The sequence below is a fragment of the Pediococcus ethanolidurans genome (assembly GCF_964062635.1).
GTDB lineage: Bacteria > Bacillota > Bacilli > Lactobacillales > Lactobacillaceae > Pediococcus > Pediococcus ethanolidurans.
The window spans coordinates 381,654-402,368 of sequence record NZ_OZ061250.1 but is presented as its reverse complement, the minus strand read 5'-3'; the positions used below and the strand labels follow the sequence as shown (position 1 = coordinate 402,368).

The window sequence follows — 20,715 nt, the reverse complement described above, 5'->3', positions numbered from 1 at the left end:
TTGAGTGAATGTTAACAGTAAAAAATCTAACCCATTGGTATGGACAAGCAGACAAACCGCTTTATGAAAATGTGGATTTGAGCTTTGATTCAGATAAAGTTTATACGATTGTTGGGGCCTCAGGATCTGGAAAAACAACTTTCTTATCTTTTATAGCAGGTTTGGACAAACCACAAAAAGGTGATATTTTCTTAGATGGTAAAAACATTAAAAAAATCGGGGCAACAAATTATCGTAAACATAAAGTAGCTATTGTGTTCCAACAATATAATTTGTTGACTTATATGTCAGCTTTAGATAATATTTTGACAGCTTTATCAGTAACTGATTCCGGACACAAAGGTGAAAAACAATATGTGCTGGATTCTCTGAAAAGTGTTGGAATTGAGGAAGCTGATGCTAAAAAGAATGTGCAAAAGCTCTCAGGGGGACAACAACAACGGGTGGCCATTATCCGTGCGATGTTAGTGGATGCAAACATTGTAATTGCTGATGAACCCACTGGAAATTTAGATGGTGAGAATTCTGCGATGATTATCAAACTGTTTCAAGATTTGGCACATGAGCACCACAAAACCGTTATTATCGTAACCCATGACCCTAAAATTGCGGATCAAGGTGATGTCAAAATTAGTTTAGAAGATCGAGAATTTGTTGTTGCGTAATACCAAAAAGTTGAAAATGGGGTTAGGACAATATTATTCTTTGTCTTAACCTCATTTTATAGGTTAAAATGGTAATGAAATAAAAAAAGAAATTAGGGATGCAGGATGACAAACATTGTAAAAATTTTATTAATTGAAGATGATCATCAGCTTTCAGACAGTGTACGTGACTTTTTGGTTGATATTGGTTCAGTCAAGCAGGCGTTTGATGGTGAAGAGGGCGAATACTTGGCAACTGAGGAGCCCTATGATCTGTTCATTGTTGATCTGATGTTGCCGTTAATGAATGGCCTAGAAATTATCAAGAATATTCGTAAGGAAAAGATCGAAACGCCAGTGTTGGTTTTGACAGCCAAGGATAGTTTGGAAGATAAAATTACTGGTTTTGACACTGGAGCTGATGATTATTTGACGAAGCCGTTTCATCGTGAGGAATTGATTGTGCGTGTTAAGGCATTGCTCAAACGAAGTGGCGTGTATCAAGACGATAAGCGCTTGATGGTTGATGATAAGATGTGGCTAAATACGGAAAATCGGCAGGTTACGGTTGATGGAGAGCCACTTAAATTGGTAGGTAAAGAATATGAAATTTTGGCCTATTTAGCGCAGAATAAAAATATTATTGTGTCGCGTGAACAGATTTTTGATCGCATTTGGGGAATGGACTCCGATACAACGATCAACGTGGTGAACATTTATATTAGTAATCTTCGACGTAAACTAGAAAAGGCAGGTCGTCCCAAATTGATTCAAACTTTACGTAATGTAGGGTTTCTTTTGGAAGTGAATTAATGGATAAAATTGTAAATCGAAAGCAACAAATTAAGTTATTTCTCCTTGAGTTTTTCAGTTTTTTAATTGTGTTTTCAATTTTGGGAACGATCCTTTTTGTATTTTATCAGCGCAACACGTATACGAGTATTGATAATACGTTGAGTCGACGGGCAACCATGTCAGCGAATAGCACAAACATGATGGGGCCGCCTGATTTTCAAACAATCACAATTTATTATAATGCTAAAGGAAAAATTGTTAATTCTCAAAATTTAAGTAATATGTCGAGTACGGTCGCTAAAATTAAAGTTAATAAATCAGAATTAAATAAGATCTATAACATTGAACTTGGCAGCGTAACTATGCGTGGTGTTTATTTGAAGGTAAACTCGCAAATGATGGTAAACCGTCAGGGTAAGACGTTGAAAAAGAGTCAACAGCCTAAATATGCACTGGTTTTAAAAAATATTACACCAGAAATTCAAAGTATTAACCGATTTAAAAATCTCTTGCTGGCATCTTTGATCGTGTTTGGTTTGATTGTGTTTATCATTAGTTATATTATTTCACGAATCAATATGAAGCCGGTTTTAAAAGCGTGGAAACAGCAAGAGGAATTTGTGGATAGTGCGGCACATGAGATTCGTACGCCGCTAACTATTATTCAAAATAAGCTAGAAGGTTTGATGACAAAACCGAATGATACGATTAAGAATCAGGTTGGGGCCATTATTATGTCGTTGTCGGAGATTCGTCGATTAAACGGATTGACGAGCGACATGCTGACACTGGCGCGTGCCAATTCTAATGTTATTACGTTGGATAAGGCACCGGTAGACTTTTCAAGTTTTATGAGTGAGATTTTGGAACCGTATAAAGATTTGATTAAGAGCGAAGACAAAAAACTGGTAACAGCCATTGATGTGAATAAGCCAGTTTTGGTGGATGCAAAACGGGTGCATCAGTTAATTGTTATTTTGTTGGATAATGCAATTAAGTACACGCCTAAAGGGGCAACGATTACGGTAAATAGCAATATTGAGAATCGAAATCTAAAAATTCAGATTTGCGATACGGGAATTGGAATTAGAGATAAGAATAAGAAGTCGGTTTTCAAGCGATTTTATCGAGAAGAGAAGTCGGGTAATAAGCAGACAGGTGGTAACGGATTGGGATTGTCGATTGCGGAGTGGATTGTTCGTGCGCATAAGGGAAAGATTAAGGTGACGGATAATCCAGGTGGTGGAACAATCTTTACGGTGTTGTTGCCGGTGGCGAAATAAAGAAAGAGTGCTACACAAGGCGAATAGCTTTTGAGCATTAGCCTAGATAACTGAATGATTCGGGTTAGGAATCGTTTAGTTATCGTAGCTAAGCGGAAAAAGCTGCCTTGTGTAGCACGTTTCAACTATAAAAAATTAACAAGAAGACCCAATGATTCGATTTTTGAATCGTTGAGTCTTTTGTGTTAGTTACGGAAGATCATTAGCGAGACTCACCAATAATCAATGATGTTTTATACAATGATCATTTTTTTGGCAATAGCTTACAACGATTTTTTGTTATTATAACTATAACTTCATCCTTAATTTAAGGAATAGTCAAACATAATTCATATTTTTAATTTAAAGTATACCTTATCTTAACGATAAGAATTATACAGGAGGCTAACAATGAAAGATGAAGAATGTCGCTATCAAAGATTTGAAGTTTTGTGTGATCACTGCCCGATGATAAAAAATGGCTTTAACGGAAGAGCCATTAAAGAATATGAAAATACTTATTTAATTGAATTAGATATGGATACTGTTTGCAATGAAGATCGCAAAAGTTTGATGCACATAACAGATTTTAATGGCCGGGTTGTTATTGCCAAAAAGTATATTCAAGCCGTCAAAAATGCGATTGCACAATAACTAATCTAATTTTTAGGGAAAAACGCTTGCTTTGTTTTGTAAGCGTTTTTTTGATATGATTAAATTAATATAGAAAAGCATAGGAGCATATTTATGACAAAAAGATTAATAGCAGTTGATATGGATGGCACTTTTTTAAATAGTCATCAGGATTTCGATCGAAAGTACTTTTTAAAATTATATCCAGAAATGCGGGCTAAAGATGTTACTTTCGTAGTGGCAAGTGGAAATCAGGATTCTCAACTGCGTGCATTTTTCCCGCATACGGCAGACTCAATTTGGTTTTTTTCGGACAATGGGGCTTTAGTTAAGCAACCTGATGAAACGGTGATGTACTCTGCCAAAATGGATCCGGAAGTATATCACCATGCGATTACGTATCTGAACAGTTTGGACGAGGTTTATCCGGTTGTGAGTGCCGTGAAAAGTGCCTATGTACTGAATTCTGCACCGAAATCATTTTCAGAGATGACAGCTAGATACTACTATAAGCTACAAGGCGTTTCGGACTGGGATGCAATTGATGATACAGTTTTAAAAATTGGTATGTCGTGTCCAGATAATCAAACAGAAAAGATTTTGACGCTACTCGCCAACGAATTAGCTGGTGAGTTATTGCCGGTATCATCTGGTCATGGGGATATTGATTTAATTATTCCGCATACCCATAAGGCTAATGCGATTAAACGAGTGGCCAATTATCTTAATATTCCAATGATAGATGTCGTAACTTTTGGTGATGGTGGAAATGATGTTGAAATGTTAAAAGAAGCAGGCCAAGGATTTGCAATGGCAAATGCTCCTCAAGCAATTAAAAAAATTGCTGACAATGTAGCGCCAGATCATGATCAGAATGGCGTTCTTATCACAATTGATCAGTTATTAAACAGTGGTAAAGGAAGAGAGTGGGAAAAAGGTGTTTGGACTTCGAACACAGCCTTTTTCCCCAATTTCAACTATAAAGTTCGAATACAAAAAAAGAGACTGGGAGTTTTCCAGTCTCTTTTTAATACTTTGAACGATGATATCTGATTCGAAAGAGAGTTCCAATGACAAACGTCACTAGCATAACTAAATAGGTAATCATTTTATACGTGGGTAACTGATCACGAAATTCTAACAGATATTTATTTTGAAAGGCATTTTGATATTCATTAGTTAATTTTGTTTCGATTGAAGCACCAATAGAAGAATTGATTACCAAGGTAGAAACACCATCATTGACGAGTTGTTGTTTGACACTGTTCTGAAAACGAGTTGGATTAACTTTAATTGGTTTATTATCGTACGCTTGACCAACGGCAGTTTTGAGATCCGGTTTGATGGTAGCAGCCGTAATCTGAATGGTATAACCATTGTACTGAGGAACCTTTTCATTAACAACTTCTACAATTTGTTCGACTACGGGATCGCTCGTGGCAACAATTTGACCGAAACTTTTATTGAAGACTGTAAATAAACAGATTGTAGCCAGCACAAAGATAAAGTACATAAACGTTGAGAATGCGCGTGAACCATACTTAGGCTTGGCTACGTGTAAGTGCTGTTCTCTGATGATCAAAACCTCCCTTGGAAACCTTACTAAGTTCTTCCAAGATAAGCTTTAAATGTACGTTTGTCAATTTGACATGAGCTGATAGGGTTCTTCTTCAGGATTAAATGTGGTCGCTAGCCACGCTAAAGATGAATCCTTGACTAAATTTTCGTAACCAACGCGCGCAATTTGATCATTCATATCTTGCAGACTTTGAACACTACCGAATTTTTTGAGATTCATTGGGTCATTTACGACAGTGTGATCAAAAATAGAAGATGATAGTAAAATAGCTGCCGGTAACGGTGTAGGTGTATCAAAATAATACTGGGTGTCTGGGAATTCTAAAATAGTTATGGTGTTGTTAGAAACTCGTCCTGGATAATAAACAGCGAAGCCACGCATGATGAGCACTGTCAGTGACCGTAACTGGTTAATCGGATAACTTTTGTATAAATTATCTTCAATTATGATATCAATTTTGTCTTTGTCATACGCAACAGTGGTTTTTGATCGCATTTTTGGTCGTGAAAATCGTTTTTTTAATAAACTTTTGCCACCCCGTGGATACTCTATGCCGTCAATTTTGATATGACACCAAGATAGGAATGGGTCGACACCATCTTTTTGGGGTTTAAAAGTAATTTGAGATTTTAAAACATCGGCATTAATTTCCATAAAAATCTACCTCCCCTAAGAAATAAAATTAAATATGAAACCGCTTTATTGATATCATTCTGATATCGTAACACCGATTGCTTAAAATAACAACTTAATTGATCTTTATTTTGTCTACTTTTACAAAGTTATGGGATTATCAAAAATGTCGAGATTTTTAAGCCCGCCAAACCGGTCATACCAAGGAGTAGCGTAATTATCAAGAATTTCACTTAAACTCGTTAAGTTTGATTTTCCTGTGGTTTCAAGCCATTGCTGCAGACCCTTTTCACCATTCTTTGTATAAACGGAAATACTGTCCTGTAATGCGGTGTAGTCTGTCATAACGCCCGCAAACTTTGCACCTGATTTACCGGCAAATTTAACTGCTACTTGAAAAGATTCAAGGGTGTTATGGCCGCTTTGATAAATAAACGGTCGTGTAGTAGTATCGCTGGCTTCTTTAAGTAATTTTGCAGCCTGCCGTTGAGAATAAACCGCAGTTGCTGTTTCACCTGTGAAGCCTTCAACAAACGCAAAATTTAGTGGAGTTTCAATTTGAAGAATGTCAATATGATATCGTTCTTTTGTTAACTCCTTGATGGTATCAATTACCAGAGTAGGTTGAAGCTTGGCAAATTCAGCAGTTGCCTTGTCAGAAACTTGATCATCGTAAACGATTGGTTCCACAAAAAGAGGGAGGTCGGATGCTAAGGCCTCGGCACCTACACGTTCTAACCAAGCTAGCTTTTCGTCATTAGTCTGTTCATCCGCATGGGGATTATAGTTAACACGCACTTTAACACCATTTGTTTTGGTGTGAACTAAGCGATTTAAGGATAAATGGTCAGACGTTTTCGCGGACAAATCATAAACGGTAATTAAACCAGTGTCTTTAGATTTAGCTTGTTTTGCTTTGGTTCCAAAGGCAGAATCCAGCAGAATTCCCGAAACATCAGGCGATAAGTACTCAGATAAAATTTGTTTAAACTCAATGCATTGATCAATGTCAAATTTGTTTTTAGCATTTATTTGAGCGGCTTGCATACTTTTTTGAAAAGTAGTTTGTCCGCCCAAGCCTAAAATATTTAAAGTACCTTCATCATCAGCTAACTTTTGTAAGTTTTCAAATTTACCACGTGATAATTTAGTTTTCATAAAATTAATCTCCTTTTTATTAAATGGACTAGATAAACCGTATCACACCCGTTGCAAAGTTTAAATTAATTCGTCAGTTACGTTTGGTAAAATAAGATATTCTCAAAAATTCGACTTTAAATAATGATATAATAGTGAAAATATTTGATGAGGTGAGTCTATGACACATGCGACTGAAATTAATACTTATTGGCAAACATTTGTCAAAGAACACAAATTACATCATGCAACTTACGAAGCGTGGGCGTTTGGCAACACGGTTAGTATGGCAAATGAACTTGCAGATCTTACTTTTAGAGGAATAAAAACAGCCACAACTTCTGCATGTGATTTATATGAAGAAGATGAGGCTTATCCCCAGGTGGGTGAATATAATATGATTCTGGATGGTAGCGGTCATCCAGTTTGTATCACGCAAACGGTTGTTGTGGAAGTTATCCCATATAAAAATATGACTGCTGAGCATGCTTACCATGAAGGTGAAGGCGATCAGACGTTGACGTATTGGCGTCGTGTGCATGAACCGTTCTTTAAACAAGAATACGCAGAAGCAGGCAAAACTTTTACGGAAAATATGAATTGTCTTTGCGAAGTTTTTAAAGTAGTCGGTTAATTTTGTTTAACCCGAGCTTCAAGTGCAAGTAATTCGCGTTTTAGGGGCAGACCACCATGGTAACCGCCAATAGAGCCATCTTTACGCAACACACGGTGACAGGGAACTACAATTTGGTTGGGATTTCTACCAACTGCATTGGCAACAGCACGGATAGCAGTTGGACGATGAATTTTTTCGGCCAAGGCACTGTACGTCGTTGTTTCACCATAAGGGATGGTTTGAAGTGCTTGCCAAACCGCCTTTTGAAACGGGGTACCATTAAGTTCTACTGGTAAAGGAAAAGTCTTAGTTTCACCTGTTAATAATTTTTTTAAAGCTAGCGCATAATCATGAGTTTTAGTGGTATCTTTTAATTCTTTGACATGAGGAAAATAATGATGCAATTCATCTTCACTGGTTACATTGGAGCTGACAAAAGCTAGCCCATGTTCACCAACTGCAAGTAGGTAAGTGTAAGTACCAACAGTGACATGATCGATATAGAATGTTTTCATAAGTGACCTCCAGATTGTGATTTTGCTTAAATTATAACAAATAAAAAGTTCGAAATTTGGCTTTTTCATTTTGATTTTAATGAGGAAAAGATAATGACAACTTTTCAAAGACCAACTAATGCACAATGACAGGCAATTATTCATAATGATAGTAGCGCGGATAGTCATTTCTTTTATGCTGTTCACGAAAATTGTATGTAAACCAGCGTGTTCGTCACGAACGCCACTGAGAAAAAACGTTTTTATCTTTGAAAATTTAAGTGAAGCTGAAAAGGCAGGGTTTCATGCATGCAAACGATGTCAGCCTGGTGGTCATGTGGTGAGTAACGCTGAATGGGTAACGTTGAGCCAACGCTATCTTCAAATTAATTATCAAAAGCAGCTGACACTTGAGGATATAGCTAACGAAATGCACGTTGGAAAAACTTATTTTGAACATGTTTTTCGAGTTGAAACTGGTAGTTCAGTTATGCAGTATCTTAATCAAATTCGGTTAAACCACGGAAAACAGTTATTACGGGAAAGTACCATGAAAATAAAACCAATTGCATTAAGAAGCGGATTTAAAAGTGCAAATTATTTTAGTCGCGCTTTTAAAAAATATTTTGAAATGACGCCAAGTGAATATAGAAAAAGTAAAATGAAAATAAGGGATGAAATTGTGTGAATGAAAAACTAGATTTTGACACAGGAATCATGCGTTGCCAACTGTGTTTGGCTATATAGGAATAGGCCTTGCGTTTGGCATTGTAGGTAAAACTAGTGGATTGAGCGTATTAGAAATTCTACTAATGTCGTTAATTACATATGCCGGTTCGGCCCAATTTATTATGGTAAGTTTATTATTAGTTGGCAGTTCCATTCCGTTTGTAATGTTGTCGGTATTTTTGGTTAATGCGCGGTTTATTTTAATGAGTACAACGGTAGCTCAGTACTTTCGTCAAGATTCCATTTTGCAAAATATTGGTATTGGGACATTACTGACAGACGAAACCTTTGCTTTGAGTATGAACAAACTTAATTTTACGAATCATCGTTTAGCTCCAAGTTGGTTTCATGGTGCTAATTTTGTTGCTTACTTAACTTGGGCGCTAGCAACCGCAGCCGGTGGCATTCTGGGTAACCTGGTTGGTGATCCTAAGGCGTTTGGACTTGACTTTGCACTTGTTGCCATGTTTATTGGTTTGCTTTATTTACAAATGATCACTGATCGCAGCAAAGCATTTGGTTTTCAGGTGACGATGGTCGGAATAGTTTGCGTTTTAATGTATGTACTGACAATTTTCTTTTCCGATAATGTTGCATTGATTGCAACGACGTTAATCGGTTGTTTCTTAGGAATGGCGGTGGAACAATGGCACTCACGATGAAAGTTTTATGGGCAATTATTGGTTGCGGGCTAGTTACGTGGCTGTCACGAGTAATTCCTTTTGTACTAGTTAAGAACTTTGATCTACCTAATTGGTTGATTCGATATTTAAGCTTTGTTCCGCTGGTTATCATGACGGCACTTATTATGGAAAACATCTTTACGCATCATGCAGGTTCTTTACCATCTGTAAACATGGATAATCTTTTAGCAACCGTTCCAACATTTTTGGCAGCAATCATATCCAAAAGTTTAATTGTTATTGTGGTGGTCGGAATTATCTGTATGGCATTAATTCGACTGGCTTTTTAAAAAGATGCTTGACTTCCAAAATCAACTCCCTTAATATGTAACTAACATTAAAAGCATTGAGACGATCGAAGTAACAGATTATTCAACATTTCAGAGATCTGGTGGGACTGCGAACCAGAATGTGGTAATTGTAAATTACAATTGTTGAGCTTCTAATCCTAAATTAGCGATTCATCACGTTATCGATGTTGAGTGATTGCAGATGATGCAATAACTTGGGTGGTAACGCGGAAAAATTCGTCCCTAGAGTCTTTATTGACTTTAGGGATTTTTTTATACCAAAAAAGAGGAGGAAAATATTATGAATATTATTGATGAATTAAAATGGCGTGGTGCAGTTAATCAATCTACAGACGAAGAAGGTTTGCGGGAGTTAACTAACAAAAAGCAGATTGGTTTATACTGTGGTGTTGATCCAACTGGAGACAGTTTACACATTGGGCATTTGATTCCCTTTATGATGCTAATGAGATTCCAGTTGCAGGGACATCATCCGGTTATCGTTATTGGTGGGGGAACTGGTGCAATTGGTGATCCATCAGGTAAAAATTCGGAACGTGTTTTGCAGTCCATGGATCAAGTTAAACATAATGAAGATGCTTTATCTGCTCAAATGATTAAATTGTTTGGAACAGACAATTTTACCATTGTAAATAACTATGATTGGCTATCAAAATTATCATTATTAGATTTTCTACGTGATTACGGTAAATTGTTTAATGTTAATACAATGCTGAACAAAGAAGTTGTTGCCAGTCGTTTGGAGGTAGGGATTTCGTTTACGGAATTTACTTATCAAATTTTGCAGTCAATTGATTTTCTTCATCTATATCGGCATGAAAATGTCCAATTACAAATTGGCGGTGCGGACCAGTGGGGAAATATTACAGCTGGAATTGATTTAATTCATAAAATTGAGGGTTCTGATACAGACGTATTTGCATTGACAATTCCATTGATGTTGAAAGCAGATGGAACTAAGTTTGGTAAGACGGCTGGTGGAGCTGTTTGGCTGGATCCAAAGAAGACGTCACCATATGAATTTTATCAATTTTGGATTAACCAAGATGATCGTGATGTGGTGAAATACTTGAAGTACTTTACTTTCCTCGACGAAGATGAAATTGACGAATTGGCTGAAAAGGTGCGGACACAACCTGAGAAACGTGAGGCGCAACGACGTTTGGCTGAAGAAGTGACGGAGTTTGTGCACGGCAAACAGGCGGTAATTGAGGCTCAGCATATTACTAAGGCACTTTTTTCGGGTGAGGTACAGGATTTGACGGCTGGTGAAATTGAGCAAGGATTTAAGAATATGCCGACGGTTGAAGTGAAAAATGAGAAGCAAAATATTGTGTTGTGGTTGGTGGATGATACGAAGATTGAGCCATCGAGGAGACAGGCGCGAGAAGATGTGAAGAATGGTGCGATTCGAATAAATGGAGAAAAGGTGCAGGATGTGGAGGCACAGATTGATCCGGGATCGCATTTTGATGGAAAGTTTGTGATTGTGCGCCGCGGAAAGAAGAAGTACTTTTTGGTGAAGGTAAGATAAAGTGTGCGAGGTAAAACGGTAATAGGCATTTCATAAATTCGGCGTATGCGGGATCGCAATCCCGCGGGAGACGAGTTTATGAAATGCCTATTGTTTTACCGAGCAGTCCTAAAAGTAGTGAGTGAAACAAGTCGGGTAGTCGTAAAAAGCTAAGTGAGATGGAGGTGGGATCGTGATCCCACAGGAATCTTACTTAGCTTATTACGACTGACTTGTGAAACTGTCCTAAGGCTTAGCGAAAAAAACAGAGAAGGGCGATTGGAGGTGGGATCGCGATCCCACAGGAATCTTACTTAGCTTTTTACGACTGACTTGTGAAACTGCCCTAAAGCTCAGCGGAGAAAGGTAAAAAAGTGTGACGGATGCAGGAGTCATGCTTATGATCAGTTCCTTGTTTAACAAGCAAAATAATTTATTTTGCAGGTTGGCCAAGATATTCTTTTTGGTAACGTTGAGCTAAGTAGTCGTGAATTTCAGACAACATTAGTTTTGTGGATGGAGAGTCAGCTTGTGTTTTATTAACACTGAGACAGATTGTACGATTGTATTGGTGTGAGAAAGGATAAACATTTACATCGCCAGTTAATTTTTGCAGGGCAAGTTTGGGTAGAATTCCAAAACCAAGTCCACTTTCTACCATTGAAAGAATTGATTGGTCATCAATGGAATAAGTAATGGCTTTTGGTGCAACATTATATTGATCAAGTGTTTTCTTTGTGTCACGGTCATAGTCAATTTGTTGAAGGATGAAATGATAGTCACCGATATCATCCGTTGTAATGTAGGTTTTATTTTTGGGCACGAAATCTGCAGGAGTGACACAATAAATGGGATCATCAATTAGTGACTCGGTTTGAAGTTGTGAATCTACTGGTAGCGTTGCAAAACCAATATCAACAGAACCGACGCGGGTCATTTCTGCAATTTCGGAGAAGGTTCCTTGAGTAATAGTGACTTCAACACCAGGATATTTTTTCTTAAACTGACGAATGATGGTTGGCAACCAGTTAATACAAACACTACTGAATGCGCCAATGCGAACACTACCAAGATTTAAACCCCTAATTTGATCGGCCACTTGTTTTAGTTGTGCTTCACTATTTAAAATATGTTGAATTAGGGGCAGTACTTGCTGACCATCTGGTGTGAGCTCAACCCCCGTGCGATTTCGAATGAATAGTGGAAAGCCAAGCTCATTTTCTAATTGACTGATAGCATGACTGACTGCACTTGGGGTAACATTTAATGTTTTTGCAGCTTGACCAAAGTTTTTGGTTGTGACAACTTGAGCGAATATTTCGTATGAAAAGTTAGCCATTTAATATACTTCCTTCTATATATAGTAGAGAACAGCGCTTTTGATTAAATGTATTGTTGCAGCGATGAAAAACATTCACGTTATATTGAGAACGTTGAGTTTTACTTCATATTAAATAATTAGTATCATAGAGTCAATAAGCAAGACAAAAATCATGGAGGAATTTACGATGAAAAAAGAGTTTGCCAGTCGTGTTTCGTTGACTTCAAAGAGCGGATTGAATGCAATTTATCCAAGCCAGGATCCAGAAATGATTTCGTTTACTGGCGGATTTCCTGATGCTACCTTGTTCCCAAGTAAAGAATTGGCTGATAGTTTTCAAATTGCTATTTCAAATCAGCATTCACCCTTACAATATCAAGTGGGTGAAGAATCAATAGATTTGCGAGAAAAAATTGCGTCATTACTAAATAATGATGGAACAGTAACAAATCCGGAACTGATCATGATGACACAAGGGGCACAGCAGGGATTGGATCTTGTTGCAAAGTTAGTTATCAATAAGGGTGATGGTCTGGTAGTAGAGGGTCCTACATATATTGGCGCACTGGCAGCGTTTGATGCCTATGAACCAAACTATTACTCAGTTAGCATGGAAAATGATGGGATGAATTTAACTGAATTGAAACGCATTTTGATTGAGAAATCAGTTAAACTTATTTATACGATTCCAGATTTTCAAAATCCCACAGGAGTTGTCATGTCATTGGAAAAGCGAAAACAGTTAATTGCATTGGCCAATCGTTATGATGTTTTGATTTTGGAAGATGCTCCTTATCGTTGGTTACGATATGAAGGGAAATCTTTACCAACTTTAAAATCGTTAGATACACAGGATCGTGTGATTCAATTAGGAAGCTTTTCTAAAATTTTGGCACCCGCCTTACGACTAGGGTGGCTAACGGCAAGTGGCGAGATCTTCTCTCGATTGAAAGAGTTAAAAGCCGGAGCAGATTTGGAGACTTCTAATTTAATGATTCAAACGGTCAATGCTTATCTATCTAAATATAGTCTTGAAAGTCACTTAACCAAATTGCAAAAAAGTTACAGAATTAAAAAGAATGCCATGATGACAGCGATGAGAAACTACATGCCTGAAAATATAAGTTATACAGATCCTAAGGGTGGTTTCTTCACATGGATTACAGCTCCTCAAAACTATGACTTAGATAATATGCAAATAATGAGTTTTAAGCCTGCTTTTCATGTGATGGTAATTCCTTCGACTAATCTTTTTCCTGATAAAGCGCATAAAAATGGTGCAAGAGTTAGTTTTAGCAGTGTGTCACTTTCACAAATTGATTCAGGAATTAAAAGACTAGGAAACTGCTTGTCCGATAGCTATCAAAAGCAGTCAATCTAAAATTGGTATAGGTATAAAACACAGTTATTTTCAGCAAAAAATGAAACAATTCAAAAAATATTGTGAAAAATGCTTGACGAAATGTTTGTGACTTGGTATATTTATATACGTTGTCTGACGGAGATTTGCTTGCTAATTAAAAAAAGAGTTAAAAGTTTTTCTTGACAAGCTTTTATCCAGATGATATACTTATAAAGTTGTCGCAAGGAAGAAAAGAAATTTTCAACTTCAACAATTGGTAGACCTTTGAAAACTGAACAAAGTTTCGACGAAACAAAATGTGTAGGGTCTTCAAATGAAAATTTTGAAGCAAACAATTTGCGAAGTCAATTCGCTTTAAACAATGAAACAACAAATGAGCTTGTTAAAACTCAAGTATAATATGAGAGTTTGATCTTGGCTCAGGATGAACGCTGGCGGCGTGCCTAATACATGCAAGTCGAACGCACTTTCGTTAATTGATTTTGAGATGCTTGCATCGAAGATGATTTTAACTATAAAGTGAGTGGCGAACGGGTGAGTAACACGTGGGTAACCTGCCCAGAAGTGGGGGATAACACCTGGAAACAGATGCTAATACCGCATAACAAAATTAACCGCATGGTTGATTTTTAAAAGATGGCTTCGGCTATCACTTCTGGATGGACCCGCGGCGTATTAGCTAGTTGGTGAGATAAAGGCTCACCAAGGCAGTGATACGTAGCCGACCTGAGAGGGTAATCGGCCACATTGGGACTGAGACACGGCCCAGACTCCTACGGGAGGCAGCAGTAGGGAATCTTCCACAATGGACGCAAGTCTGATGGAGCAACGCCGCGTGAGTGATGAAGGCTTTCGGGTCGTAAAACTCTGTTGTTGGAGAAGAACGTGTGTGAGAGTAACTGTTCATGCAGTGACGGTATCCAACCAGAAAGCCACGGCTAACTACGTGCCAGCAGCCGCGGTAATACGTAGGTGGCAAGCGTTATCCGGATTTATTGGGCGTAAAGCGAGCGCAGGCGGTCTTTTAAGTCTAATGTGAAAGCCTTCGGCTTAACCGAAGAAGTGCATTGGAAACTGGGAGACTTGAGTGCAGAAGAGGAGAGTGGAACTCCATGTGTAGCGGTGAAATGCGTAGATATATGGAAGAACACCAGTGGCGAAGGCGGCTCTCTGGTCTGCAACTGACGCTGAGGCTCGAAAGCATGGGTAGCGAACAGGATTAGATACCCTGGTAGTCCATGCCGTAAACGATGAATGCTAAGTGTTGGAGGGTTTCCGCCCTTCAGTGCTGCAGCTAACGCATTAAGCATTCCGCCTGGGGAGTACGACCGCAAGGTTGAAACTCAAAAGAATTGACGGGGGCCCGCACAAGCGGTGGAGCATGTGGTTTAATTCGAAGCTACGCGAAGAACCTTACCAGGTCTTGACATCTTCTGCTAACCTAAGAGATTAGGCGTTCCCTTCGGGGACGGAATGACAGGTGGTGCATGGTTGTCGTCAGCTCGTGTCGTGAGATGTTGGGTTAAGTCCCGCAACGAGCGCAACCCTTATTATTAGTTGCCAGCATTAAGTTGGGCACTCTAGTGAGACTGCCGGTGACAAACCGGAGGAAGGTGGGGACGACGTCAAATCATCATGCCCCTTATGACCTGGGCTACACACGTGCTACAATGGACGGTACAACGAGTTGCGAGACCGCGAGGTTTAGCTAATCTCTTAAAACCGTTCTCAGTTCGGACTGCAGGCTGCAACTCGCCTGCACGAAGTTGGAATCGCTAGTAATCGCGGATCAGCATGCCGCGGTGAATACGTTCCCGGGCCTTGTACACACCGCCCGTCACACCATGAGAGTTTGTAACACCCAAAGCCGGTGGAGTAACCTTCGGGAGCTAGCCGTCTAAGGTGGGACAGATGATTGGGGTGAAGTCGTAACAAGGTAGCCGTAGGAGAACCTGCGGCTGGATCACCTCCTTTCTAAGGATATTTAGAAACGGAAACCTACACATTGTCGAAACTTTGTTTAGTTTTGAGAGGTTTACTCTCAAAATTTGTTCTTTGAAAACTAAATAATATCGAAAAATTTTCTAATTTTAATTATTTATTATAATGTAATTAAACCGAGAACATTGCGTTTTATAGAGTTTTAAAACAAGATTAGTTCAAAAAATAATCGCTAAACTCAAAACCACTTTACCGCAGGTAAAGTTAGGTTAAGTTATAAAGGGCGCATGGTGAATGCCTTGGTACTAGGAGCCGATGAAGGACGGGACTAACACCGATATGCTTCGGGGAGCTGTAAGTAAGCTTTGATCCGGAGATTTCCGAATGGGGAAACCCAACAACATTAATCCGTTGTTACCACCACGTGAATACATAACGTGGTTGGAGGTAGACGCGGGGAACTGAAACATCTCAGTACCCGCAGGAAGAGAAAGAAATATCGATTCCCTAAGTAGCGGCGAGCGAACGGGGAACAGCCCAAACCAGGAAGCTTGCTTCCTGGGGTTGTAGGACTGAACATTTGAGTTACCAAAGATTTTCATAGCCGAACAGTCTGGGAAGACTGGCCAGAGCGGGTGATAGCCCCGTAGGCAAAATGAAGATCCCTCAGTTCAGGATCCTGAGTACGGCGGAACACGTGTAACTCCGTCGGAATCCGGGAGGACCATCTCCCAAGGCTAAATACTCCCTAGTGACCGATAGTGAACCAGTACCGTGAGGGAAAGGTGAAAAGCACCCCGGAAGGGGAGTGAAACAGTTCTTGAAACCATGTGCCTACAAGAAGTCAGAGCCCGTTAAGGGGTGATGGCGTGCCTTTTGTAGAATGAACCGGCGAGTTACGTTTACATGCCAGGTTAAGTTGAAAAAACGGAGCCGCAGCGAAAGCGAGTCTGAATAGGGCGACTGAGTATGTAGATGTAGACCCGAAACCAAGTGACCTACCCATGTCCAGGTTGAAGGTGCGGTAAAACGCACTGGAGGACCGAACTCGTGTACGTTGAAAAGTGCTGAGATGAGGTGTGGGTAGCGGTGAAATTCCAAACGAACTTGGAGATAGCTGGTTCTCTCCGAAATAGCTTTAGGGCTAGCCTCGGATTAAGGATCATGGAGGTAGAGCCACTGTTTGGACTAGGGGCCCGTCTTGGGTTACTGAATTCAGATAAACTCCGAATGCCATTGATTTATGTCCGGGAGTCAGACGGTGAGTGATAAGATCCATCGTCGAAAGGGGAACAGCCCAGACCACCAGTTAAGGTCCCTAAATATATGTTAAGTGGAAAAGGATGTGGAGTTGCATAGACAACTAGGATGTTGGCTCAGAAGCAGCCATCATTTAAAGAGTGCGTAATAGCTCACTAGTCGAGTGATTCTGCGCCGAAAATGTACCGGGGCTTAAACATATTACCGAGACTGTGGATGCCACCGTAAGGTGGCGTGATAGGAGAGCGTTCTAAGGGCAACGAAGGCAGACCGTGAGGACTGTTGGAGCGCTTAGAAGTGAGAATGCCGGTATGAGTAGCGAAAGACAGGTGAGAATCCTGTCCACCGAATGACTAAGGTTTCCTGGGGAAGGCTCGTCCACCCAGGGTTAGTCGGGACCTAAGTCGAGGCCGAGAGGCGTAGACGATGGATAACAGGTTGAGATTCCTGTACTAGTTAAACTTGTTTGAACAATGGAGGGACGCAGGAGGCTAAGGAATGCGCACGGTTGGATATGTGCGCCCAAGCAGCAAGTCTGATTGAGAGTTAAATGCTTTCAGTCTTAAGGACAAGCTGTGATGGGGAGTGAAATTTAAAGTAACGAAGTTCCTGATGTCACACTGCCGAGAAAAGCTTCTAGTTAGAGTTTAACTACCCGTACCGCAAACCGACACAGGTAGTCGAGGAGAGTATCCTCAGGTGAGCGAGAGAACTCTCGTTAAGGAACTCGGCAAAATGACCCCGTAACTTCGGAAGAAGGGGTGCTGATCGCAAGATCAGCCGCAGTGAATAGGCCCAGGCGACTGTTTATCAAAAACACAGGTTTCTGCAAAATCGTAAGATGACGTATAGGGGCTGACGCCTGCCCGGTGCTGGAAGGTTAAGTGAATGAGTTAGCTTCGGCGAAGCTTTGAAATGAAGCCCCAGTAAACGGCGGCCGTAACTATAACGGTCCTAAGGTAGCGAAATTCCTTGTCGGGTAAGTTCCGACCCGCACGAAAGGCGTAACGATCTGGGCACTGTCTCAACGAGAGACTCGGTGAAATTATAATACCCGTGAAGATGCGGGTTACCCGCGACAGGACGGAAAGACCCCATGGAGCTTTACTGTAGCTTGATATTGAGTGTTTGTACAGCTTGTACAGGATAGGTAGGAGCCATAGAAACCGGAACGCTAGTTTCGGTGGAGGCGTTGGTGGGATACTACCCTCGCTGTATGAACCCTCTAACTCGCGCCACTAAGCGTGGCGGAAGACAGTGTCAGGTGGGCAGTTTGACTGGGGCGGTCGCCTCCTAAAGAGTAACGGAGGCGCCCAAAGGTTCTCTCAGAATGGTTGGAAATCATTCGCTGAGTGTAAAGGCAGAAGAGAGCTTGACTGCGAGACAGACAGGTCGAGCAGGGACGAAAGTCGGGCTTAGTGATCCGGTGGTACCGTATGGAAGGGCCATCGCTCAACGGATAAAAGCTACCCTGGGGATAACAGGCTTATCTCCCCCAAGAGTTCACATCGACGGGGAGGTTTGGCACCTCGATGTCGGCTCATCGCATCCTGGGGCTGTAGTCGGTCCCAAGGGTTGGGCTGTTCGCCCATTAAAGCGGTACGCGAGCTGGGTTCAGAACGTCGTGAGACAGTTCGGTCCCTATCCGTCGCGGGCGTAGGAAATTTGCGAGGATCTGTCCTTAGTACGAGAGGACCGGGATGGACATACCGCTGGTGTACCAGTTGTTCCGCCAGGAGCATCGCTGGGTAGCTATGTATGGATGAGATAAACGCTGAAAGCATCTAAGTGTGAAACTCGCCTCAAGATGAGATTTCCCATTCCATTTATGGAAGTAAGACCCCTGAGAGATGATCAGGTAGATAGGTTGGGAGTGGAAGTGTAGTGATACATGGAGCGGACCAATACTAATCGGTCGAGGACTTAACCACAAAGTGGTGTTCTCAAAGAGAAGGATTCGATATTATTTAGTTTTGAGAGAATAAATTTCTTTCACACGAGCCACGAAGGTGGATCGGAGAAGTGTGGTGGCGATAGCGAGAAGGATACACCTGTTCCCATGTCGAACACAGAAGTTAAGCTTCTTAGCGCCGAGAGTAGTTGGGGGATCGCTCCCTGCGAGGGTAGGACGTTGCCATGCAACTTAAAAAGTTTCCTTAATTGGAAGCTTTTTTTTTACCCAAATTTAGGCCATTGTTGAGAAATTTCCGAATATGGTATACTTATTTGGGCCATTTATGCCGCTTTAGCTCAGCTAGGTAGAGCACTTCCATGGTAAGGAAGGGGTCATCGGTCCGAATCCGATAAGTGGCTTTCATGAATAAGTACTAAATATTGAAAGTACCAAAACTATTTCAGTAACTGATATTAAACAACTTAGCCTATAAAAAAATCTAACTGCTGGCGTGCAGTTCACTTGGTTTGGAAGACGACATCTTAATCCAATTTTATTACCATTAACGCTTTTGTATTAGGCAACGAGTTGTATTTCTGTAGTTTCAATCTTTAGTTAATTATATAAACAACAAAGAAACGACTGAAAATATAATTTTTCGTCGTTTTTTTGCTTAAATCTTAAAATAGGTAAATTTTATGCTAATATTATAAAAATAAGAATAGTATTATATTAATAAATAACGATAAGAGAGATCATTATGAAAAGTGTAGTTATAAAATCACATTTGCTACCACAATTAGTTTATCTTCTTTTGGATCTGATTTTAATGTCAGCTGGAGCCTTAATTACCTATTTTGATCATCATAATTACTTCATGGGATTATTTGTACTGGCGGTATTTGGCTGGGGAACAGTGATGATACTTTATAGAATAACGCAACCAATTCTTTTAGAATTCTCCACAAATGGAATCAAAAATCGCATGCCTTTTTTGAAACGAAAACGGTTCTTAATCGAGTGGAACAATATTACGAATGTGTCAACAAGTCAACGCTACTTGCTTACGACACTCGTTATAACTTTAAAGTCGCCGGTTGATGGTAAGGATACATTCGCTTTTCCTTTAGTAGGAGCTTCAAGTAGAGCAATCGAAGAAGCTACGTTTATTATCGAACAAGGAATTACTTATATAAATACTTTTCAAGAAGAATTTGAAACGCATTCGCAGCAATTTGATTATATTAAGGCTGATATTGAATTTAAGCAAAAATTTACGCAAACTAACTCCAAGGTGATTTGGTATTTTTGGACATTTTTGGAGATTATTGCAGCTGTTTTAGCATGGCGTGTGCCTAGTTATATAATAACTAAACTGACTGTAACTGGTGATTTAAATGGCATGTTTGTCTATTTTGGATTAGCAACCCCGATACTACTGAGTTTATCAGAATTAAGTTATTGGATAATTTACAAACTTGGTTGGCATTCGACTGTAAGTGGACGGAAAATTTTTCTTCGACGCAATACTTTGCAAATCCCAATATTTGTTAAAACTGATGTTGCTTACCAGCAAAGGCGTCAACAAATTACAAAGCGAGCACGCTGCTTATATACAATATTCATTGTTACTCGTATTATAATTACCACCGTTTTAGTAAGTATTTTTATGGTACTTATGGAAGCTAATTTAGAAAGCATTTTCGGAATCATTATCATTCTGGTTGGAATTTTTCTCGTTTTTTCATTTTGGGCCACTTACCAAGTTAACTTTATTAAGATTTTTCACCTTAAAATTATTCAAACTGAAAATAACCGTCCTCATTTTGATGACGTTTCTGAATGAGAATTACTTCCAAAATATTTAACAAATACTAAAGACGATATACTCGTCTTTTTTTGATTTT

Annotated in this window: 16 protein-coding genes, 1 tRNA gene, 3 rRNA genes, 1 pseudogene and 1 other annotated feature; of the genes and pseudogenes, 16 read left to right on the top strand and 5 right to left on the bottom strand. The window is 39.7% G+C overall.

Features of this window, described 5'->3' with window-relative positions; all coding sequences use genetic code 11:
• The first annotated feature begins 8 nt into the window (after nt 1–8).
• From AB3219_RS01975 to AB3219_RS01955, 5 genes are all read left to right on the top strand, one after another.
• Nucleotides 9–665: an ABC transporter ATP-binding protein gene (locus AB3219_RS01975; RefSeq protein WP_057808025.1), complete on the top strand. Its 657-nt coding sequence runs from the start codon at nt 9–11 to the stop codon at nt 663–665.
• A 105-nt stretch (nt 666–770) separates the two neighbouring features.
• Nucleotides 771–1,457 (top strand): response regulator transcription factor, encoded by a 687-nt coding sequence (locus AB3219_RS01970; RefSeq protein ID WP_367369257.1) that lies wholly within the window; start codon nt 771–773, stop codon nt 1,455–1,457.
• Entirely contained in the window at nt 1,457–2,722 is a 1,266-nt protein-coding gene (locus AB3219_RS01965) for a cell wall metabolism sensor histidine kinase WalK (protein WP_216753257.1), read from the top strand. The genes AB3219_RS01970 and AB3219_RS01965 overlap by 1 nt, the downstream gene beginning before the upstream one ends.
• Before the next feature lie 390 nt (nt 2,723–3,112).
• On the top strand, nt 3,113–3,355 hold the full coding sequence (locus AB3219_RS01960; protein WP_216753256.1) for a hypothetical protein: 243 nt from the start codon (nt 3,113–3,115) through the stop codon (nt 3,353–3,355).
• A 93-nt stretch (nt 3,356–3,448) separates the two neighbouring features.
• Nucleotides 3,449–4,387, top strand: coding sequence for a Cof-type HAD-IIB family hydrolase (locus AB3219_RS01955; protein WP_367369256.1), 939 nt, complete (start codon nt 3,449–3,451; stop codon nt 4,385–4,387).
• Here the strand turns inward: AB3219_RS01955 and AB3219_RS01950 are convergent.
• From AB3219_RS01950 to AB3219_RS01940, 3 genes are all read right to left on the bottom strand, one after another.
• A complete protein-coding gene (locus tag AB3219_RS01950) occupies nt 4,362–4,916 on the bottom strand; it encodes a hypothetical protein (protein ID WP_216753254.1) in 555 nt (184 codons plus the stop codon). The two genes, AB3219_RS01955 and AB3219_RS01950, sit on opposite strands and share 26 nt — an antisense overlap.
• Before the next feature lie 57 nt (nt 4,917–4,973).
• Nucleotides 4,974–5,567, bottom strand: coding sequence for a hypothetical protein (locus tag AB3219_RS01945; protein ID WP_216763052.1), 594 nt, complete (start codon nt 5,565–5,567; stop codon nt 4,974–4,976).
• Nucleotides 5,568–5,687: 120 nt separating this feature from the next.
• Nucleotides 5,688–6,704, bottom strand: coding sequence for a tagatose 1,6-diphosphate aldolase (locus AB3219_RS01940; RefSeq protein ID WP_216763051.1), 1,017 nt, complete (start codon nt 6,702–6,704; stop codon nt 5,688–5,690).
• Between the two features lie 160 nt (nt 6,705–6,864).
• On the opposite strand from AB3219_RS01940, the gene AB3219_RS01935 reads away from it, so the two are divergent.
• Nucleotides 6,865–7,317, top strand: coding sequence for an ASCH domain-containing protein (locus tag AB3219_RS01935; protein WP_216753250.1), 453 nt, complete (start codon nt 6,865–6,867; stop codon nt 7,315–7,317).
• On the opposite strand, the gene AB3219_RS01930 is transcribed toward AB3219_RS01935, so the two are convergent.
• Nucleotides 7,314–7,814, bottom strand: a complete 501-nt coding sequence (locus AB3219_RS01930) for a methylated-DNA--[protein]-cysteine S-methyltransferase (RefSeq protein WP_216753249.1) — start codon at nt 7,812–7,814, stop codon at nt 7,314–7,316. The genes AB3219_RS01935 and AB3219_RS01930 overlap by 4 nt on opposite strands.
• A gap of 175 nt (nt 7,815–7,989) precedes the next feature.
• Between AB3219_RS01930 and AB3219_RS01925 the strand changes: the two genes are divergently transcribed.
• The 4 genes and pseudogenes from AB3219_RS01925 (at nt 7,990) to tyrS (ending at nt 11,050) form a co-directional block, all read left to right on the top strand.
• Nucleotides 7,990–8,481 (top strand): helix-turn-helix domain-containing protein, encoded by a 492-nt coding sequence (locus AB3219_RS01925; RefSeq protein WP_216753248.1) that lies wholly within the window; start codon nt 7,990–7,992, stop codon nt 8,479–8,481.
• A pseudogene (locus tag AB3219_RS01920) lies at nt 8,478–9,184 on the top strand (AzlC family ABC transporter permease). Before AB3219_RS01925 ends, AB3219_RS01920 begins: the two are co-directional and overlap by 4 nt.
• Entirely contained in the window at nt 9,181–9,495 is a 315-nt protein-coding gene (locus AB3219_RS01915; RefSeq protein ID WP_367369255.1) for an AzlD domain-containing protein, read from the top strand. Before AB3219_RS01920 ends, AB3219_RS01915 begins: the two are co-directional and overlap by 4 nt.
• A gap of 47 nt (nt 9,496–9,542) precedes the next feature.
• Nucleotides 9,543–9,743, top strand: a binding site (T-box leader).
• A gap of 53 nt (nt 9,744–9,796) precedes the next feature.
• A complete protein-coding gene (gene tyrS / locus AB3219_RS01910) occupies nt 9,797–11,050 on the top strand; it encodes a tyrosine--tRNA ligase (RefSeq protein WP_367369254.1) in 1,254 nt (417 codons plus the stop codon).
• 412 nt (nt 11,051–11,462) lie between these two features.
• Here the strand turns inward: tyrS and AB3219_RS01905 are convergent, their stop codons facing one another.
• Nucleotides 11,463–12,368 (bottom strand): LysR family transcriptional regulator, encoded by a 906-nt coding sequence (locus AB3219_RS01905; protein ID WP_367369253.1) that lies wholly within the window; start codon nt 12,366–12,368, stop codon nt 11,463–11,465.
• A 169-nt stretch (nt 12,369–12,537) separates the two neighbouring features.
• Between AB3219_RS01905 and AB3219_RS01900 the strand changes: the two genes are divergently transcribed.
• From AB3219_RS01900 to AB3219_RS01875, 6 genes are all read left to right on the top strand, one after another.
• Complete coding sequence (locus AB3219_RS01900; RefSeq protein ID WP_057807966.1) at nt 12,538–13,731, top strand: PLP-dependent aminotransferase family protein; 1,194 nt, start codon at nt 12,538–12,540, stop codon at nt 13,729–13,731.
• Between the two features lie 378 nt (nt 13,732–14,109).
• Nucleotides 14,110–15,687: ribosomal RNA gene (locus tag AB3219_RS01895) — 16S ribosomal RNA — on the top strand.
• A gap of 234 nt (nt 15,688–15,921) precedes the next feature.
• Nucleotides 15,922–18,845, top strand: a 23S ribosomal RNA gene (locus tag AB3219_RS01890).
• A gap of 92 nt (nt 18,846–18,937) precedes the next feature.
• A 5S ribosomal RNA gene (rrf, locus tag AB3219_RS01885) occupies nt 18,938–19,054 on the top strand.
• The 16S, 23S and 5S rRNA genes sit together here with 1 tRNA gene alongside, the layout of an rRNA operon.
• 99 nt (nt 19,055–19,153) lie before the next feature.
• Nucleotides 19,154–19,227: transfer RNA gene (locus tag AB3219_RS01880), tRNA-Thr, on the top strand.
• Nucleotides 19,228–19,568: 341 nt separating this feature from the next.
• A complete protein-coding gene (locus tag AB3219_RS01875) occupies nt 19,569–20,654 on the top strand; it encodes a hypothetical protein (protein WP_367369252.1) in 1,086 nt (361 codons plus the stop codon).
• The last annotated feature ends 61 nt before the right edge of the window (nt 20,655–20,715 follow it).

Bases quoted from the DNA above. Each gene is read 5' to 3' on its own strand.
- AB3219_RS01975 (WP_057808025.1), top strand. From the start codon at position 9: ATGTTAACAGTAAAAAATCTAACCCATTGGTATGGACAAGCAGACAAA.
- AB3219_RS01970 (WP_367369257.1), top strand. From the start codon at position 771: ATGACAAACATTGTAAAAATTTTATTAATTGAAGATGATCATCAGCTT.
- AB3219_RS01965 (WP_216753257.1), top strand. From the start codon at position 1,457: ATGGATAAAATTGTAAATCGAAAGCAACAAATTAAGTTATTTCTCCTT.
- AB3219_RS01960 (WP_216753256.1), top strand. From the start codon at position 3,113: ATGAAAGATGAAGAATGTCGCTATCAAAGATTTGAAGTTTTGTGTGAT.
- AB3219_RS01955 (WP_367369256.1), top strand. From the start codon at position 3,449: ATGACAAAAAGATTAATAGCAGTTGATATGGATGGCACTTTTTTAAAT.
- AB3219_RS01945 (WP_216763052.1), bottom strand. From the start codon at position 5,567: ATGGAAATTAATGCCGATGTTTTAAAATCTCAAATTACTTTTAAACCC.
- AB3219_RS01940 (WP_216763051.1), bottom strand. From the start codon at position 6,704: ATGAAAACTAAATTATCACGTGGTAAATTTGAAAACTTACAAAAGTTA.
- AB3219_RS01935 (WP_216753250.1), top strand. From the start codon at position 6,865: ATGACACATGCGACTGAAATTAATACTTATTGGCAAACATTTGTCAAA.
- AB3219_RS01930 (WP_216753249.1), bottom strand. From the start codon at position 7,814: ATGAAAACATTCTATATCGATCATGTCACTGTTGGTACTTACACTTAC.
- AB3219_RS01925 (WP_216753248.1), top strand. From the start codon at position 7,990: ATGCTGTTCACGAAAATTGTATGTAAACCAGCGTGTTCGTCACGAACG.
- AB3219_RS01915 (WP_367369255.1), top strand. From the start codon at position 9,181: ATGAAAGTTTTATGGGCAATTATTGGTTGCGGGCTAGTTACGTGGCTG.
- tyrS (WP_367369254.1), top strand. From the start codon at position 9,797: ATGAATATTATTGATGAATTAAAATGGCGTGGTGCAGTTAATCAATCT.
- AB3219_RS01905 (WP_367369253.1), bottom strand. From the start codon at position 12,368: ATGGCTAACTTTTCATACGAAATATTCGCTCAAGTTGTCACAACCAAA.
- AB3219_RS01900 (WP_057807966.1), top strand. From the start codon at position 12,538: ATGAAAAAAGAGTTTGCCAGTCGTGTTTCGTTGACTTCAAAGAGCGGA.
- AB3219_RS01875 (WP_367369252.1), top strand. From the start codon at position 19,569: ATGAAAAGTGTAGTTATAAAATCACATTTGCTACCACAATTAGTTTAT.